The sequence below is a fragment of the Rhizobium sp. BR 362 genome (genome assembly GCF_036528765.1).
Lineage (GTDB): Bacteria > Pseudomonadota > Alphaproteobacteria > Rhizobiales > Rhizobiaceae > Rhizobium.
Genome location: NZ_JARWGH010000011.1, coordinates 1 through 16485 on the forward strand (window position 1 = coordinate 1; position 16485 = coordinate 16485).

At 59.5% G+C, this 16485-nt stretch carries 16 protein-coding genes and 1 riboswitch; of the genes, 4 read left to right on the forward strand and 12 right to left on the reverse strand.

The window, feature by feature from the left end:
- Nucleotides 1–689: electron transfer flavoprotein subunit alpha/FixB family protein (locus QDY28_RS16125; RefSeq protein ID WP_331382686.1), on the forward strand; the 689-nt coding region annotated here is incomplete at its 5' end.
- A 79-nt stretch (nt 690–768) separates the two neighbouring features.
- Here the strand turns inward: QDY28_RS16125 and QDY28_RS16130 are convergent.
- On the reverse strand, nt 769–1257 hold the full coding sequence (locus tag QDY28_RS16130; RefSeq protein WP_331382687.1) for an Lrp/AsnC family transcriptional regulator: 489 nt from the start codon (nt 1255–1257) through the stop codon (nt 769–771).
- A 40-nt stretch (nt 1258–1297) separates the two neighbouring features.
- Here QDY28_RS16130 and QDY28_RS16135 point away from each other — a divergent pair, with 40 nt between their 5' ends.
- A complete protein-coding gene (locus QDY28_RS16135; protein WP_331382688.1) occupies nt 1298–1618 on the forward strand; it encodes a hypothetical protein in 321 nt (106 codons plus the stop codon).
- A 47-nt stretch (nt 1619–1665) separates the two neighbouring features.
- Complete coding sequence (gene putA / locus QDY28_RS16140) at nt 1666–5370, forward strand: trifunctional transcriptional regulator/proline dehydrogenase/L-glutamate gamma-semialdehyde dehydrogenase (RefSeq protein ID WP_331382689.1); 3705 nt, start codon at nt 1666–1668, stop codon at nt 5368–5370.
- Nucleotides 5371–5459: 89 nt separating this feature from the next.
- Here putA and QDY28_RS16145 read toward each other — a convergent pair whose 3' ends face one another.
- From QDY28_RS16145 to QDY28_RS16175, 7 genes are all read right to left on the reverse strand, one after another.
- Nucleotides 5460–6044 carry a TadE/TadG family type IV pilus assembly protein gene (locus QDY28_RS16145; protein WP_331382690.1) on the reverse strand — a complete coding sequence of 195 codons (585 nt, stop codon included), beginning with the start codon at nt 6042–6044 and terminating at the stop codon, nt 5460–5462.
- A 1-nt stretch (nt 6045) separates the two neighbouring features.
- Nucleotides 6046–6576, reverse strand: coding sequence for a TadE/TadG family type IV pilus assembly protein (locus QDY28_RS16150; protein WP_331382691.1), 531 nt, complete (start codon nt 6574–6576; stop codon nt 6046–6048).
- A complete protein-coding gene (locus QDY28_RS16155; RefSeq protein WP_331382692.1) occupies nt 6573–7934 on the reverse strand; it encodes a TadE/TadG family type IV pilus assembly protein in 1362 nt (453 codons plus the stop codon). Before QDY28_RS16155 ends, QDY28_RS16150 begins: the two co-directional genes overlap by 4 nt.
- Before the next feature lie 227 nt (nt 7935–8161).
- On the reverse strand, nt 8162–9637 hold the full coding sequence (mctP, locus tag QDY28_RS16160; protein WP_331382693.1) for a monocarboxylate uptake permease MctP: 1476 nt from the start codon (nt 9635–9637) through the stop codon (nt 8162–8164).
- Nucleotides 9627–9824: a DUF3311 domain-containing protein gene (locus QDY28_RS16165; RefSeq protein ID WP_331382694.1), complete on the reverse strand. Its 198-nt coding sequence runs from the start codon at nt 9822–9824 to the stop codon at nt 9627–9629. Before QDY28_RS16165 ends, mctP begins: the two co-directional genes overlap by 11 nt.
- A gap of 270 nt (nt 9825–10094) precedes the next feature.
- On the reverse strand, nt 10095–10739 hold the full coding sequence (locus QDY28_RS16170; protein ID WP_331382695.1) for a response regulator transcription factor: 645 nt from the start codon (nt 10737–10739) through the stop codon (nt 10095–10097).
- Nucleotides 10736–12121, reverse strand: coding sequence for a cache domain-containing protein (locus tag QDY28_RS16175; RefSeq protein WP_331382696.1), 1386 nt, complete (start codon nt 12119–12121; stop codon nt 10736–10738). The genes QDY28_RS16170 and QDY28_RS16175 overlap by 4 nt, the downstream gene beginning before the upstream one ends.
- Nucleotides 12122–12676: 555 nt before the next feature.
- Here QDY28_RS16175 and QDY28_RS16180 point away from each other — a divergent pair.
- Nucleotides 12677–12907, forward strand: coding sequence for a DUF1127 domain-containing protein (locus QDY28_RS16180; protein WP_331382697.1), 231 nt, complete (start codon nt 12677–12679; stop codon nt 12905–12907).
- A gap of 143 nt (nt 12908–13050) precedes the next feature.
- Here the strand turns inward: QDY28_RS16180 and ribB are convergent, their stop codons facing one another.
- The 4 genes from ribB to QDY28_RS16200 form a co-directional block, all read right to left on the reverse strand.
- Nucleotides 13051–13692, reverse strand: a complete 642-nt coding sequence (gene ribB / locus QDY28_RS16185) for a 3,4-dihydroxy-2-butanone-4-phosphate synthase (RefSeq protein ID WP_331382698.1) — start codon at nt 13690–13692, stop codon at nt 13051–13053.
- Nucleotides 13693–13811: 119 nt separating this feature from the next.
- Nucleotides 13812–13957, reverse strand: a riboswitch (FMN riboswitch).
- 106 nt (nt 13958–14063) lie between these two features.
- A complete protein-coding gene (locus QDY28_RS16190; RefSeq protein WP_331382699.1) occupies nt 14064–14846 on the reverse strand; it encodes a glucose 1-dehydrogenase in 783 nt (260 codons plus the stop codon).
- A 103-nt stretch (nt 14847–14949) separates the two neighbouring features.
- Nucleotides 14950–15696: a triose-phosphate isomerase gene (gene tpiA / locus QDY28_RS16195; protein ID WP_442967537.1), complete on the reverse strand. Its 747-nt coding sequence runs from the start codon at nt 15694–15696 to the stop codon at nt 14950–14952.
- Nucleotides 15696–16484 carry an SDR family oxidoreductase gene (locus tag QDY28_RS16200; protein ID WP_331382701.1) on the reverse strand — a complete coding sequence of 263 codons (789 nt, stop codon included), beginning with the start codon at nt 16482–16484 and terminating at the stop codon, nt 15696–15698. Before QDY28_RS16200 ends, tpiA begins: the two co-directional genes overlap by 1 nt.
- Nucleotide 16485: the final 1 nt, after the last annotated feature.

A 16485-nucleotide genomic window follows, 5' to 3' on the forward strand; every position in this document is an offset into this window, starting at 1 on the left:
CGGCAGGCTACGACACCATCCTTTCCGCCGCCACCTCGGTCGGCAAGAATGTCATGCCGCGTGTGGCAGCCCTCCTCGATGTCGCCCAGGTCTCGGAAATCATCGAGGTCGTGTCATCCGATACCTTCAAGCGGCCGATCTATGCCGGCAATGCCATCCAGACGGTGCAGGCAAGCGACGCCAGACGGGTCATCACCGTGCGCACCGCTTCTTTCGCCTCTGCTGCTGAAGGCGGCGCTGCCACTGTCGAAGCCATCCCTGCGGTCGCCAATCCCGGTCTTTCGACCTTCGTCGCCGATGCGCTATCAACCTCCGATCGTCCGGAATTGACCTCGGCGAAGATCATCATCTCGGGTGGCCGGGCTCTGGGCTCGGCGGAAAAGTTCAGGCAAGTCATCCTGCCGGTTGCCGACAAGCTCGGTGCTGCCGTCGGTGCAAGCCGTGCCGCCGTCGATGCCGGTTATGCGCCGAACGACTGGCAGGTCGGCCAGACCGGCAAGGTGGTTGCCCCGCAGCTCTATATCGCCTGCGGCATTTCCGGGGCGATCCAGCATCTCGCCGGCATGAAGGACAGCAAAGTCATCGTCGCCATCAACAAGGACGAGGAGGCGCCGATCTTCCAGATCGCCGACTACGGCCTCGTCGCTGACCTCTTCGAGGCACTGCCGGAACTCGAAAAGGCGTTGTGATCGCAGATGACCCAGGCGGGCATGCTGCCATCACCGGCGTGAGATTCCTAGGCGGCGAATGGATGCCTGGAACGGTCAATCAGGTTCGAAGCAAATTTGTCCAGCCTTCCTTGACCGTTTCCATCGCGACGTTGGTGGATGTGCTGGCAACATGCGGTAAAGTGGAAATCCGCTCTCCCAAAACCCGGCGATACCGCCCGATATCGCGCGTCCTGATCTTGAGCAGGTAGTCGAACCTGCCGGCGATCATGTGGCACTCTTCGACTTCCCTGATTTTCTTGACGGCGTCGTTGAAGCTCTTGAGAGCATCTTCCCGCGTGTTCGAGAGCTTCACCTCCACGAACGCGATGTGGTCGAGCTGCATCTTCGCCGGGTTGAGGATCGCCTTGAATCCCTCAATGTATCCGTCATTGATGAGCCTCTTGAAGCGGAGCTGACACGGCGTCTTGGAGAGGCCGACGCGGGCCGCCAGGTCGGTGATCGACAGCCTGCCATCCTGGGCCAGCGCTTCGAGGATCTTCTTGTCGAATTGGTCCAAATCACTAAAGAGATCGGCTTCCTTAGGCATAATGTGGGATCCTGCGATCAATATTAAGTGCATATAGCCTATGAAAGGTTGTTTTCAAGTGAGAACGACGCCGCTCCGTCGTGATAGATATTTCAGCAGGATTGAAGGAAGTGCCTTGGTGGCCGCCTGCAAAGCAATGGCATCTAAGGTTGGCATCGAACAACACGATGATTTGAGGTTTCCGATGACACGTGAGACAATTCGCCAGCGTCAGGATATCGACCTGTCGGCAAACTATCGGCCTATCGCTCTCTCCGCTGTAAAAGCCGCAGTCAGCGTGATGCCGACGAAGAACCAGGATGAGCCGAGGAAGGATTGTCTAAAGCATCTTCTTCTCCCGGAAAATCTGCCGGAACCATAAGCGCTGAACGCCTTCGATCCAGATCACCACCGCCAATAGGTTTGAAAATGCTCAAAGTCGTCGCCGACGTCGCCAATTCCGACCCCCATTCCCCCCAGCCATTCGCGCAATTCGCACCGCCGATCCGAGAGCAGTCCGACCTGCGCAGGGCCATCACGGCCGCCTATCGTCGCCCCGAGACCGAGTGCTTGCCTCCGCTTGTCGAGGCGGCAAGGATTCCCGCCGACATAAAAGCATCGGTCCGAGCGACCGCCCGCAAGCTGATCGAGGCGCTTCGGGTCAAGCATAAGGGCACGGGCGTCGAGGGTCTCGTGCATGAGTATTCGCTCTCAAGCCAGGAAGGCGTCGCTCTCATGTGTCTTGCCGAGGCGCTCTTGCGCATTCCGGACACGGCGACACGCGATGCCTTGATCCGGGACAAGATCGCGGAAGGTGACTGGAAGTCCCATATCGGCGGCGGCCGTTCGCTTTTCGTCAACGCGGCGACTTGGGGTCTGGTCGTCACCGGCAAGCTGACGGGGACCGTCAATGACCGCAGCCTCGCCGCCGCCTTGACGCGGCTAATCGCCCGCTGCGGCGAGCCCGTCATCCGCCGCGGCGTCGACATGGCGATGCGCATGATGGGCGAGCAGTTCGTCACCGGCGAAACGATCGAAGAGGCGCTGAAGCGCGCCCATCCCCTTGAGACACGGGGCTTCCGCTATTCCTATGACATGCTCGGCGAGGCAGCGACCACGGCTGCCGACGCCCGCCGCTACTATCGCGACTATGAGAACGCTATTCACGCGATCGGCAAGGCGTCTGACGGCCGTGGCGTCTACGAAGGTCCCGGCATTTCCATCAAGCTTTCGGCCCTTCATCCGCGCTATGCCCGCACACAGTCGGACCGCGTCATGAAAGAGCTGCTTCCCCGGGTTCGCGAGCTGGCGCTGCTGGCGCGCAAATACGATATCGGCCTGAACATCGATGCGGAGGAGGCGGATCGTCTCGAACTGTCGCTCGACCTGCTCAAAGAGCTTAGCTTCGACCACGAGTTGAAGGACTGGAATGGTCTGGGCTTTGTCGTCCAGGCCTACGGCAAGCGCTGCCCCTTCGTGCTCGATTACATCATCGATCTCGCCCGCCGGTCCGGCCGCCGCATGATGGTGCGCCTCGTGAAGGGTGCCTATTGGGATGCCGAAATCAAGCGCGCGCAGCTTGACGGACTTCCCGACTTCCCAGTCTATACCCGCAAGATTCACACCGACGTCGCCTATGTCGCCTGTGCCCGCAAGCTGCTCGCGGCGACGGACGTCGTCTTTCCGCAGTTCGCCACCCATAACGCCCAGACGCTCGCCACGATCTACCATCTGGCCGGCCCGGCTTTTGAGATCGGCAAGTACGAGTTCCAGTGCCTGCATGGCATGGGCGAACCTCTTTATGACGAGGTTGTCGGCAAGCAGAAGCTGGATCGCCCATGCCGCATCTATGCCCCCGTCGGCACGCACGAGACGCTGCTTGCCTATCTGGTCCGCCGCCTGCTCGAAAACGGCGCCAATTCGTCCTTCGTCAATCGAATTTCGGATGCGAACGTCTCGGTCGACGAACTCGTGGCTGATCCGGTCGATCTGGTTGAAGCAAACGCGCCGGTTGGCAGGCCCCATGATCTGATAGCGCTGCCTCGCAATCTCTATGGAGGCGAAAGGCAAAATTCGTCCGGCATCGATCTTTCGAACGAAGACGAACTTGAAGCGCTGGCGGCCAATCTTGTCGCCACGACGCAAAAGTCATGGCACGCCTTGCCTCTCCTTGCCGACGGATCCGTCGAGGGCGCGACGAGACCGGTCCTCAATCCTGCCGACCACGGCGATGCCGTCGGCCAAGTCACCGAAGTCGGCATCGATGATGCCGCGAAGATCGCCCAGCTTGCGGCCGAGGGCGCACAGGAATGGGCTGCCGTTTCTCCGGCCGACCGCGCGGCATGCCTCGAACGCGCCGCCGACATCATGCAATCGCGGATCGAGACGCTGATGGGCGTCATCATGCGCGAGGCGGGCAAGTCGGCGGCAAACGCGATCGGTGAAGTGCGCGAAGCGGTCGACTTCCTTCGCTATTACGCAGCGCAGGCGCGCCGAACGCTCGGCCCTTCGCACGTACCGCTTGGCCCGATCGTCTGCATCAGTCCGTGGAACTTCCCGCTCGCGATTTTCACGGGGCAGGTCGCCGCGGCGCTGGTCGCCGGCAACTCGGTCATGGCAAAGCCGGCTGGTGTCACGCCGATCATCGCTTTCGAGAGCGTCAAGATCCTGCACGAAGCCGGGGTGCCGAGGGGCGCACTTCAGTTCGTACCGGGTAGCGGCCGTCTTGGTGCTGCGGTGATCGACGCACCGGAGACCGCCGGCGTCATGTTCACGGGCTCGACCGGTGTCGCAAGACTTATCCAGGCGCAGCTTGCGCAGCGATTGTCGAAGTTTGGAAAGCCGATCCCGCTGATCGCGGAAACAGGCGGCCAGAACGGCATGATCGTCGACTCGTCTGCTTTGGCCGAGCAGGTCGTCGGTGATGTCATCACATCGGCGTTCGACAGCGCCGGTCAGCGCTGCTCCGCGCTGCGCGTTTTGTGTTTGCAGGAAGAGGTCGCCGATCGAACCCTGAACATGCTGAAGGGTGCACTCCAGGAACTGACCATCGGTCGTACGGATCGGCTCAGCATAGACGTCGGGCCAGTCATCACCGATGATGCCAAGGCGGAAATCGATGCCCATATCGAGAAGATGCGCGGCCTCGGCTGCAAAGTGGACCAGTTGCCGCTGCCCGAAACTACGGCGCTAGGCACCTTCGTGCCACCGACCATCATAGAGTTGAAAAAGCTTTCCGATCTGACGAAGGAAATCTTCGGTCCCGTGCTGCACGTCATCCGTTACCGCCGCCAGGATCTGGACCGGCTGATCGACGACATCAACGGCTCGGGCTATGGCCTGACGTTCGGTCTGCATACGCGCCTCGACGAGACGATCGCCCGCGTCACGGGGCGGATCAAGGCAGGCAATCTCTACGTCAACCGCAACATCATCGGCGCGGTCGTCGGCGTCCAGCCTTTCGGTGGACGCGGACTCTCGGGAACCGGCCCGAAAGCGGGCGGGCCGCTTTACATCGGTCGACTGGTCCAAAAAGCGCCGGTTCCCCCGCAGCACAGCTCGTTCCATATTGACCCGTCACTCTCGGATTTCGCCCTATGGCTTTCCGGAAAGGGCCGTAGCGAGGATGCCGAGGCAGCGCGCGAACTCGGCAGCCTTTCCGCAGTGGGTCTCGAAAAGGAGCTTGCCGGCCCTGTCGGCGAACGGAACGTCTACGCGCTTCATCCCCGCGGGCGGGTGCTTCTCGCTCCCGCAACGGAGCGAGGCCTCTATCGCCAGATTGCGGCAGCACTCGCGACCGGCAACCATCTGGTCGTCGACGAAAGTTCCGGGCTTCGTTCAGCGCTTACGGGCCTTCCAGCCAGCGTCGCCGCACGTCTGGCATGGACGAAGGACTGGAATGCCGATGGCCCATTCGCCGCCGCGCTGGTGGAAGGAGACGCAAAACGGGTCCTTGAGATCAACCAGCGGATCGCCGCGCTTGACGGGCCGCTCATCCTTGTCCAGTCGGCGACGACGGCGGAGCTTGAGAGTGATATCGAGGCCTATTGCTTGAACTGGCTTGTCGAGGAGGTTTCAACCTCGATCAACACGGCGGCTGCAGGTGGCAATGCCAGCTTGATGACAATCGGATAAGTTCCTCACGTTTGGCGGTGGCACCGGAATGCCGGAGCCGCCGCTCTTTATCCAACTCTGTCGCCGCTATCGTCGGACGACCTTCCGGCCTACTTGTAGGTGATCGTGTCGCCGACTCTTGGACGATTGAAGAAATGGCGATCGAAGGTATAGCCATTCGTGCCGGTAATGGACGCAAAGAACGCCGAGACGGGGGTCGTCAATGTATATTGCACCCGCGTTAGTATGACCTGCACGCCGGTTTCCTGTATCTCCGACGGTATTGTGATCGTGCTTGCGGTGCCGGAGCTAAGAGCAGATGTATTGAGCGCGGCGGACCAGTTCACTGTCGCGCTGCCTGCGCTGCTGATATCGTTCACCGAGACCGTGATCGTAAGTCCTGTGGTGTCATAAGGCTGCAGGATGAAGCTGGCGCCGGACAGAAGCTTTGCGACATCGGTCTTTGTCCAGGTGCCCTGCTGTGAAATCATGTCGCCCGTCGTGGAGGCGATCTCATCCATTTTCCGGCTGACCGTCAGCGCATGGCCGAGATCGACTGCGCCAAACAGCAGAACCACCAGGATCGGCAATACGAGAGCGAATTCCACGCCCGAGGCAGCCGACCGATCGTGAATTAAGCAGCGAATGCAGAGTTTGGCCGTCCGGGAAAAGGACAGGCTCCGTTTCGGGATCATTTTAGAAAGGCTCGTTGCGGAACAGAACGGAAGATCCGAGAAGATAGCGGCCATCGGAAAGCTCGGCGCTCGACAAGGTGAAAAAATTGACGACGGCGGTCCAGGGCAGAAATGCCTGGACCAGGATGTAGTCGCTGCCCTTGCCTATATCGTAGGTCTCGGTGACAGCGAGCTTGCCGCTACTGTCGATGGGGTCAGTGCTGGCGACGGATGATATGTCGGAAAGCACGTCGACCTTTACCAACAGATTGTCGGAGCATTCGAATGCCAAAAGCATATCGGTACAAATTTGGGCTTTGAAATCGGCCAGTGTGATCTTGGAGGACGCGGCTTCGCCGGTACGGATCATTCGCGAGATCTTCTGCACCGAAGCGTCCAATGCAGAGTCGACGAAAAACATCAGTGACACTTCGATGATCGTGAATATGAACATGAACAGCGGCAGGGCCAGGATCGCAAATTCGATCGCAGCGACGCCGCGACGATCGGCGAGGAGGCGGCGCAGAAGTGCAAACGGTTTCGCCTGCCTCATTGGGTCAGCCGAACGGATGTGAGATATTGGGTGAAAAGCGCTGACAAGCCTGTCGTGATGTCTGCTGACGATGATGCGGAAATAAACAAGCTTTTCGAAGATGCGCAGTCGGCAAGCGCATAGGGGATGTAGTCTCGTCGCGTGATGCTGGTCGATACGCCGCTATCCATGGTGCCGCCCCAGGTGCTCTTCCACTTGGCGCTCGCCATGGTCGAGCCGACAGTTGCGTTATAACCCCAGTCCGTGGTGATCGGCAGATATTCGGTATAAAGAACCGCCATGGTGGCGGACTGGTTCTTGATGTATGCACACCAGTCCGGATTGAGCGGGGCTACCTTGTTCCAGTAGGCGCCAGATACGGCTGTCTTACCGCTCCATGTCACCCCATTGATTACCCATTCGCGCTGTGACTGGACGCCGTCCGTCAGCAGGAGAACCAGTTTGAGCGGTTTGGACGAGGAGGTGCCATCGCCACCGGTGCCGACCATCTTCTTCAGCGCGGTCAAGGAGACGTCAAAATAGGTGTAGGTCGTCGACGTCGCGCTTGTGAGGCCGTAGCTGTTATCAGACAGTCGTTTGCGCGCACTTGCGGTATCCACCGTCGGAGCCAGAACTTCCGTGGTTGTATCACCCAAGCTGTATAGTCCGACTTTGATGCGTGTATGATTGCTGTCGGACTTATCGATCATATCGAGCACTTCACTGACGGCATCTACGGCAACGTCGGCGCGCAGCTTTATATCCTTTGCGGTGCTGTACTCGTAGTTGTTGGCGTAAGATTTACCGCTGACTGTGTGCGCATCGCCAGTATGGCAGGCAAATTGGCATCCGATGCCGGAATACATGGTCTGCTGGCCTGCCGTCGTTGCCGCCAGGAGCATCGACGGGGATTTGTCGATCACGATATAAACGTTGAGATAGGACGTTGCGGGTCCTTCGACGGCACTTTCCACGCTGACGGGAACCGTCGTGACGTTCGCGAGCTGCATCAAAGTCGTGGGAACCGTGCCGCTCGCCGTTGCCGTTATGCGATGGTTGGTCGTATCGATTTCAATGTCGCCGAGCGAATAGCTGCTTTCCACCTGCGCATGGAACCAGTCGGAAACCTTTTCCTTGAGAGCGTCGGAGTCATCGGTGTCGATCTGTTTGACGGCGGCGATTAGGGCCGCGTCGAGATCGCTCTGCATGCTCTGCCTGACATTATAGGCGCGGATATAGTCAAAGCTCGCGCCAACTGCGAGGATCATAGGCACCATCGTGAGGGCAACAACAATAGCGACGTTGCCGCCTGTGTCTCTTCGCAGACCACGAAGGGTTTCGAGGAGCCGACCAAGCGAATATGAAAAACCCGAGCTCAAAAACCACCGTCACTTACTTCATAAAAATAGTGATGACGATGACGTACCGAAGAAGGTTAATCTTTCGCGCATTCGGACATGGTCCGGAGCAAAGCGCGCTGTCGCCCTGCTATTCCCTGCGCAAATTGTACATGCGTGCGGATTGTGGATATTAGTATGACAATTTCGTGCGTCCCGATGCGAGACGGCGGAGGACCGCAACGTCGCGGTCCTCCGCTGGTCTTGTTTCAAGCCCGCGCCGCAGTCCTTGCCGGCACGACAGCATTGACCACGACTGCGACCGCGATGTTTGCCGCAAGCGCAAGCAGTCCGGTGTAGACGGTGAAGGGCTCTCCGCCGAGGCTGATCAAGTGCAACGGCTTCCAGCCGGCATCCCAGACGAGGAAGGTGCCGCCGATGAAGCCGACGAACCAGCCGGCAAGCAAGCCCGGTGCGCGGAACCAATTGGTATAGAGACCGAACACCAAGGCAGGAAGCGTCTGCAGGATCCAGATACCGCCGAGCAATTGCAGGTCGAGGGCAAACTGCGTCGGCAGGAAGAGAATGACCAGCAGGGCACCCACCTTGACCACGAGCGAGGTGATCTTGGCGACCTTCGCTTCGCCCGCGCTGCTTACCTTTGGATCGACATAGGCCTTCCAAAAATTGCGGGTGAAGAGATTGGCGGCACCGATGCTCATCACGGCGGCTGGAACCAGGGCGCCGATCGCGATTGCCGCGAAAGCGAAGCCGGCAAACCAACCGGAGAACAGCGTCTTGAACAAGGCCGGTACGACATCGTTGGGGCTATCGAGTTTCAGGCCGGCGGCATGGCCCATGTAGCCGAGCAGGGCAAGAAGGCCGAGCAGCAGCGTATAGGCGGGCAGCAGGACGGCATTCTTGCGGATCGTCTTGCCGCTGTTCGACGCGAAAATGCCCGTCAGTGTATGCGGATACATGAAAGCTGCGAGAGCCGAGCCCAAGGCGAGCGTGGCGTAGGCGACATATTGATTGGGGCCCAGGAGAAGACTTCCCCATCCCTTGGCCTGGAATGCGGCGTCGGCTGCGGCGAACACATTGGCATAGCCGCCGAGTTTTGAGGGAATGAGCGCCACGGCAGCGATCACCACGACATAGATCATGATGTCCTTGACGAAGGCAATCAGAGCCGGGGCGCGCAGACCTGCCGAATAGGTGTAGAGCGCGAGCACGATAAAGGCGATCGCCAGTGGCAGTTCGCCATGCAGGCCAAGCGCCTTCAGGACCGCCGTCATGCCGACGAGCTGCAAGGCGATATAGGGCATGGTCGCAATGACGCCGGTTGCCGCTACGGCGAGTTCCAATGGGCGTGAACCATACTGGCCGTGCACGACGTCACCGGCGGTCACGTAACCGAAATCCCTTGCGCGCTTCCAGAGAACGGGCATCACCATGAACACGAAGGGATAGACGACGATCGTATAGGGCAGAGCGAAGAAGCCATAGGCGCCGACCGTATAGACGAGCGCGGGGACGGCGATCACCGTGTAGGCCGTGTAGAAGTCGCCGCCGACCAGGAACCAAGTGATCCAGGTGCCGAAGCTGCGGCCACCCAGGCCCCATTCGTCGATATGGGCAAGCGTGGCTGGTTTGCGCCAGCGGGACGCAACGAAGCCCAAAATCGTTACGAGCGCGAAGAAGAAGAGGAAGACGGCAAGCGCCGTGCTGTCGATGTCAGTCGTCATGGCGCACGCTCCGATAGGCGATAAAGGTCAGGAAAGCGGTGATCGGCACCCAGGCGAGCTGATACCAATAGAAGAAGGGAAAACCGAACAAAGCCGGCTCGCGGGTATTGTAAAAGGATGGCCAGAGCAGGCCGATATAGGGAATGACGAGCAGCCAGAGCGCTGCCTTGCTTCGTGGTTTTTCCATGTCGGATACCTTCCGGCGCCACATGTGGCGGCAAGTTGCGGTTATCAGCGTGGAAGGCGGGCGTGTCAGTCGCTAGTCGGGGCAAGCCCGGCTCGTGCCGTCGCAACGGGTTTCCCGGCTGGACGGAAGCAGACGTAGTGCATTTGAAATCCTCCCAGCGGTTCGCTCTCCAGCAAGCCGCAGTGAAGTCCTATGGTGACGGTTTTCGTCAGACAAGATGGTTGGAGGAGTGAAATGGCGAAGCCTACCCAGAAGTGGGTAGGGCGCAATTCATCGCGTTTTGAGACTGATGCCATGATCGAGCGCATAGCGGATGAGCCCTGCGGTCGTGCCAATGTTGAGCTTCTTCTTGACGTTCTTGCGGTGCGTCTCGGCGGTGGCGGGCGTTATGCCGAGGGCCTCGGCCATCTCCTTATTGCTCCTTCCGGAAACAATGAGGCCGAGGACGTCACGCTCGCGCGGCGTCAGGGGATCCGCATCATCTTCGCTCTTGCGCTCCATCAGCACGTCGACGACACCGGACGAGAAATATGTTCCGCCCTGAGCGACCGTTTCGATGGCCAAAACGATCTCGTCGGTCGAGACATCCTTGAGGATGTAACCGGCGGCGCCGCGCATCACGGAGGAGGAGATGTATTCCCGGCTATCATGCATGGAGAGCATGACGACCCGGGTCTCGGGCAATTCGCTTCGAAAGAGTTCAATGGCGTCGATCCCGTTCAGCTTCGGCATGTTGATGTCCATCAGCACAACCTCGGGCCGCGTGTCGCGGCCGATGTCCAGGCCCGCCTGTGCGAGACCTGCCGTTCCTACGACCTCTATATAATCGTAGGTTTCGAGGACGGCTTTCAGTCCATCGATCACCAGCGGGTGGTTGTCGATCAGCAGCACCTTGATTTTGGGACGCTCCGTCATGCGGCTTCGACCTGATCGCGGGGCTGCAGATTGGCCGATTTCGGCATCATCGCAGTCAGCGTCGTGCCAGCGGCGGTACTGTCGATCAGAAGCAGGCCGCGGAAATGCGCCATCCGCTCCTGCATGTTGCGAAGACCCAGACCGTGGCCGCCCGCGCCGGCCGCTTTGGCATCGCTGAAGCCCGTGCCGTTGTCGGAGACGGTCATGCGCGCCCGCCCGCCATCGCTCCAGAGCCTTATCGCAAGTCGGCTTGCACCGGAATGCCTCTCGACATTGTTGAACGCTTCCTGAGCAACGCGGTAGAGCGCCGTACTGGCCTCGGGCTTCAGCCGATCGACGAAACCGGACGCTTCGATTTCCGTTACAATTCCGCTCCGCTCCTGAAAATTATGGCACAAGGCCTCGAGTGCAGCGGTCAGACCCATGTCGTCGAGCACGCGTGGACGAAGATCGTGGGACAGGCGCCGGATCTCCTTGATCGCGCCATTCAGCGCCTCTACGCCGCGCTCGATCGTCAGCGCCGCATCGTTGACGTCGGTCCTGACCTTGCGGCCGGCAAGATCCATGGCATAGCGGACACCAACGAGGTTTTGCGAAACACCGTCATGCAGCTCGCGGGCAAGCCGGGCGCGTTCCTCCTCCTGCGTGTCGATAACCCGTTGGGTCAGCTCCTTGAGCCTGCCATCGGCCATGCGTCGCTCATGAAAAGTCAGCAGCATGCAGGTGGTGAAGACGACGATGACGGCAGGAACGGCAATCATCGCCACGATCACAAAGGTGCTTTTGATGCTGACGCGCATGCTGGCATTTGCCGCCGCTGTCTGGGCATAGACGTCGTCGAGATAGACGCCGGTTCCGACGACCCAGCGCCACTTGTCGAGGCCGACGACAAAGGACAGTTTGTCGGCCACCTGGCCGCTGGATGGCTTTTGCCACTCGTACTGGTGCAGTCCACCGCCCGCCTTTGCCGTCGCAATCAGCTCGGCGATCACCTTGTCCCCGTTCGGATCGGTCAGATCGAGCCAATTCCGGCCAGGCCGGAAGCTCTGGCGCGGATGAACGATGTTGTTTCCATCATAATCATAGACAAAGAAATATCCGTCCTTGCCGTAGTCGAGCGAAGCGAGGATGGCCGCGACCTTTTCCTTGGCGGCCTGATCGTCCGCCGCCGCATCTCCATAGGTCGCCTGGATCGCCGAGACGGCAAGATGGGTCAGGTTGAGGATTTCCGTTTCCTTGGACTTCAGCATGTTCTGCTCGAAGGTCGCGATATTAACTTGCGTGAGGTTCGCCGACTGCCAGGTGATGAAACTCGTGATCGCCAGGATCGCGATCACGAGCGGAATGATCGCCAGCGCAATGATCTGGTGCCTAAGCGACAAGAGATGGTCCTCCAGGTTTCCCGGCCGATTTCGTCCGTGTCTTCCCTTCACGGACTGCCCAAACATCTTGCACTAAAGCGGCAAGGATAATGCGTGGTCAAGTATAGCGGCCACTGAGCGGGTGACCTGTCGCTGAATGGAGCGGGCTGATGATAGCGAGTCAAAGCGCGAGGGTGTGGCAATAGTGTTGCATTTTCGCAACGATTCCGCCTGATATCTGCAATGTGAAATTGTATGCTTGCCGATTGGTCGATCTCGTGTAACATAGCCGCATCCGCAATCAAATCAGAGGAGGCGTGAAATGAAATCTATTCTCATGTTTAGTCGCTTCTCTGGCGGAATGGCCGTGGTGGTGTCGATGCAATGCGCGTCGAGCCCGAGCCGTCATTGGCATCCAGGCTACTAAGCCCTCGGATTCGCCGCCCGTTTAGCATTTTTCTCGTTACCTTGACGTGACCGGTTACCGGAGCGATCTTTCGCATTTCCGCGTCGGTATTCGCACGTCTTTTCACCTTCGAAAGGACTCGGCTGCATCGTTGCGCCGGGAAAGAAACTATGCGCGAAGCACAATCTTTAGTTGCCGACACTCTTGCGGCGACGGTCGATGAACTTTGCCTCAAATTTGGCGCCCGGAAGACCGCGTTTGCGTTGTTCCTCGCCATGTTGAGGCATCAGCAAACGGTAAATCAAACCTCTCTACTGTCCAACCGCATGCGCCAGGATATCGGCCTGCCGGATGGTGAGGAAACGTCCGGATTTCCTGTTTGGAATTTCCGGGCATGGTAAGGAACCGAAGTGAACAGGAGGATGCGAGAGGTGTCAAAAGCGCCTCTCGCTCCATTCCCGGCCGGCTCGGCGCGGGTCTGGAACGCTATGTGGACGTGGCGCGCCCGCCATTGGGCGCGCCCTTGCCAGCATTTCTCTAACGACTAGGCGGCCGACATTTCCCGCGTCGTCAGATCGCGCTGATGGGCCAAGTAGGCGATCAGATCTTCGATCGTCACCAGCAGCAGGCCGTGGCGTTCGGCGAACTTTTCAAGATCCGGAAGGCGGGCCATCGTACCGTCGTCATTGGCAACTTCGCAAATCACCCCGGACCCGGAATAGCCGGCGAGCCTTGCGAGATCGACGGCTGCCTCGGTATGGCCGGGACGTCCGAGCACGCCTGCCGGGTTGGCACGCAGCGGAAAAATATGGCCAGGTCGGGCAAAGTCGTCAGGCCGGGTGCCTTGTGTAACAAGGGCCCGAACGGTCGCCGCGCGATCGGCTGCGGAAATCCCCGTCGTGGTTTCCGGAATGTAGTCCACGGACACCGTAAAGGCGGTCTTCAGAACCTCGGTATTGCGCGGAACCATCAGAGGAATGTCGAGCTCATCCAGCCTTTCACCCTGCATCGCCACGCAGATCAGTCCGCGCGCGTGATTCATCATGAAGGCAATTGCGGCAGGCGTGATGGCATCGGACGCAATCACAAGATCGCCCTCGTTTTCTCGGTCCTGATCATCAACGACAACAACGATCTCACCACGCGAAATCGCCGCGATTGCATCTTCGATTTTGGAAATTGCCATGCACTTTGCCTTTCAAGGGTTAGCCGCTTTTGCAGCATCCAAGACTTCTTTCGAAGTCACAGTTTATCCCTTGGGCGAACAAGCCTGCGGACGCGCCACAACACCGGTGGCGCTCGCACGATTGCTCTCTTCCATCCGGACTTTAACCGTCGGCCCCGGCCTCTCACCGGGTCTGCTGACCCTCCGCGATTTGCGGAGGCGCTCGCGGGCTCCGAGTTTCCTCGATACCGCCGGTGGGGAGTTTCACCCCGCCCTGAGAACACCGGTAAGATAGGCGATCGATATGGCCTCCCGCAAGAGGGCAGTTTCCCTCTCTCTGTCCTTTATGCGACGCAACCGCTGAACAGATTGTTTCTCTTAACCGACCGCAGTCAGGACATGATGAGACCGCCATCGACATTGATCGTCTGCCCAGTGATATAGGCAGCATCATCGCTCGCGAGAAAGGTGACAAGGCCGGCGACGTCTTCGCCCGAACCGGCGCGCTTCATCGGAATGCCTTCCACCCATTCCTTCATCAACTCACCCGGACCGTAATTGCCGAGGAGCTTACCCCAGGCCTTATCGTTGTAGGCCCACATGTCGGTCTCGATGATCCCCGGGCAGAAGGCGTTGACGGTTATGTTTTCGGTGGCGACTTCCTTTGCGAGGCTCTGGGTGATCCCGACCACACCCATCTTCGAGGCGGCATAGTGCGGCGTATAGATGAAGCCGTCTCGCGCCTGTCCCGATGCGGTGTTGATAATGCGTCCGCCACGACCGTGCTTGCGCATGCGTAAAATCGCTTCCTGGGCGCACAGGAAAACGCCCTTGGAGTTGACGGCCATGACCTTATCCCACTCGCCTTCGGTCATGTCTTCGATCCGCGCGATCGTGATGACGCCGGCATTCTGGATCGAGACGTCGACCGAACCGAAGGCGTCTTCCGCCGCGTCGTAGAGGGCCTTCACGCTCGCCTTGTCCGTGACGTCCCCGACAAAGGAAATTGCTTTGCCGCCATCCTTCCTGATCTGCTCGGCGACGGAGTGCACCGACTCCTCATTGGCGGAAACGACGAGATTTGCGCCCTCTTTCGCAAAGCGTCTTGCGATGGCGGCGCCAATACCGCGGCTGCCTCCGGTGATGACAACGGTCTTGTTTTCGAAGCGGTTCATTTGGTTTCTCCCGGTCAATCGCCGTACGTCCTCGCGAACGGCGCTTATCAAAATGAATGCAGGGCCGTTTTGCCGGCGGCCCCAGCAGCGATCGGTCTCGCCTTCAAGGCACAGCGCGAAGTATTGCTCTAAAATCCGATGCCTTGAGGGAAGCTCCCCCGACAAGCGCGCCGTCCACACCCGCAATGGCGAAGAGCGAAGCGGCGTTCGATGGCTTCACGGAGCCGCCGTAAAGGAGCCGTATCTCATTGCCTTCCGCGCCGAAACGCTTGATCAAGGCACTACGCAGGGCAGCGTGGACGTCAGCGATCTCAGCCTCCGTCGGAACACGGCCGGTGCCGATTGCCCATACCGGTTCGTAGGCGATAACGGTGTTGGCAGCGGAAGCGCTATCCGGAACGGACGCCGAAAGCTGGCTTTCGACCACCGCAAGCGTCATTTCGCTTGTCCTCTCCTCATCCGTTTCGCCAACACAGATGATAGCCGTCAGCCCGGCGCAATAGGCCGCCGCCGTCTTTGCAGCGACGAGAGCACTCGTCTCACCATGATCCGCCCGGCGCTCCGAATGGCCGAGGATCACAAAGGCTGCGCCGAGATCGGCCAACATGTCCGCCGAAATGTCGCCTGTATGAGCGCCCGACGGCGAGGCGTGGCAATCCTGCCCGCCGATCCGTAATTTTGAGCCTCTCGTTATCGACGCGGCGCGGTCGATAAGGGTGGCGGGTGGGCATATGATCGCTTCGGCTCTAGAGTCATCGGCCGCCGCCGCGATGGCGGTGATCTCGTTGAGGTCCGAGAGCAGCCCGTTCATTTTCCAGTTTCCGGCGATCAGCTTGCGAGGCATCGTCATCACCAGCAGCAGAAGCCGCCGTCGACCAAAAGGTCGACACCCGTGACAAAGCTTGCCGCGTTCGAAAGCAGAAATACGGCAGGACCAGCCATCTCATCGACCGTTGCCATGCGCTGCATCGGGGTCTGCTCTTCAAACAGCTTTGTCTGGTGGACCATCTCCGGCCGGGTGTTCATCGGCGTCGCGGTATAGCCAGGCGAAATCGTGTTGACGCGAATTCCTCGGCCGACCCATTCCATCGCCAGCGACTTCGACATGTGGATGACGCCGGCCTTGGAAGCGTTGTAATGGCACTGGTTCAGGCCGCGATTGACGATGACGCCAGACATGGACGCAATGTTCACGATCGATCCCTTGCCGCTCTTGAGCATCGAGCGCGCTTCGGCTTGGCAGGAGAGGAAGACACCCTTGAGGTTGATATCCATCAGCGTCTGATACTGCTCTTCTTCCATCTCCTCGGCCGGATTGGCGTTCGCGATGCCTGCGGCATTGAGTGCGAGGGAGAGGGGACCCAGTTCGACATCAGCCCTTTCTACGGCCTCGGCAAGCGCTGCCTTGTCGGTCACATCAGCAGCAATCTGAATGGAGCGGCGCCCCGCCTTGCGGACGAATTCGGCGGTCTGCGACAGGCCATCGTCATTGCGGCGGTCGAGCAACGCGACATCCGCGCCGCATTGAGCCAGACCGATGGCGATACGTTGGCCGATGCCGCTGCCGGCGCCCGTTACGAAGGCAACCTCTCCGGAGAGATCGAAAAGCTTGGGAGCATTCAGAGTGATGTCAGGCATC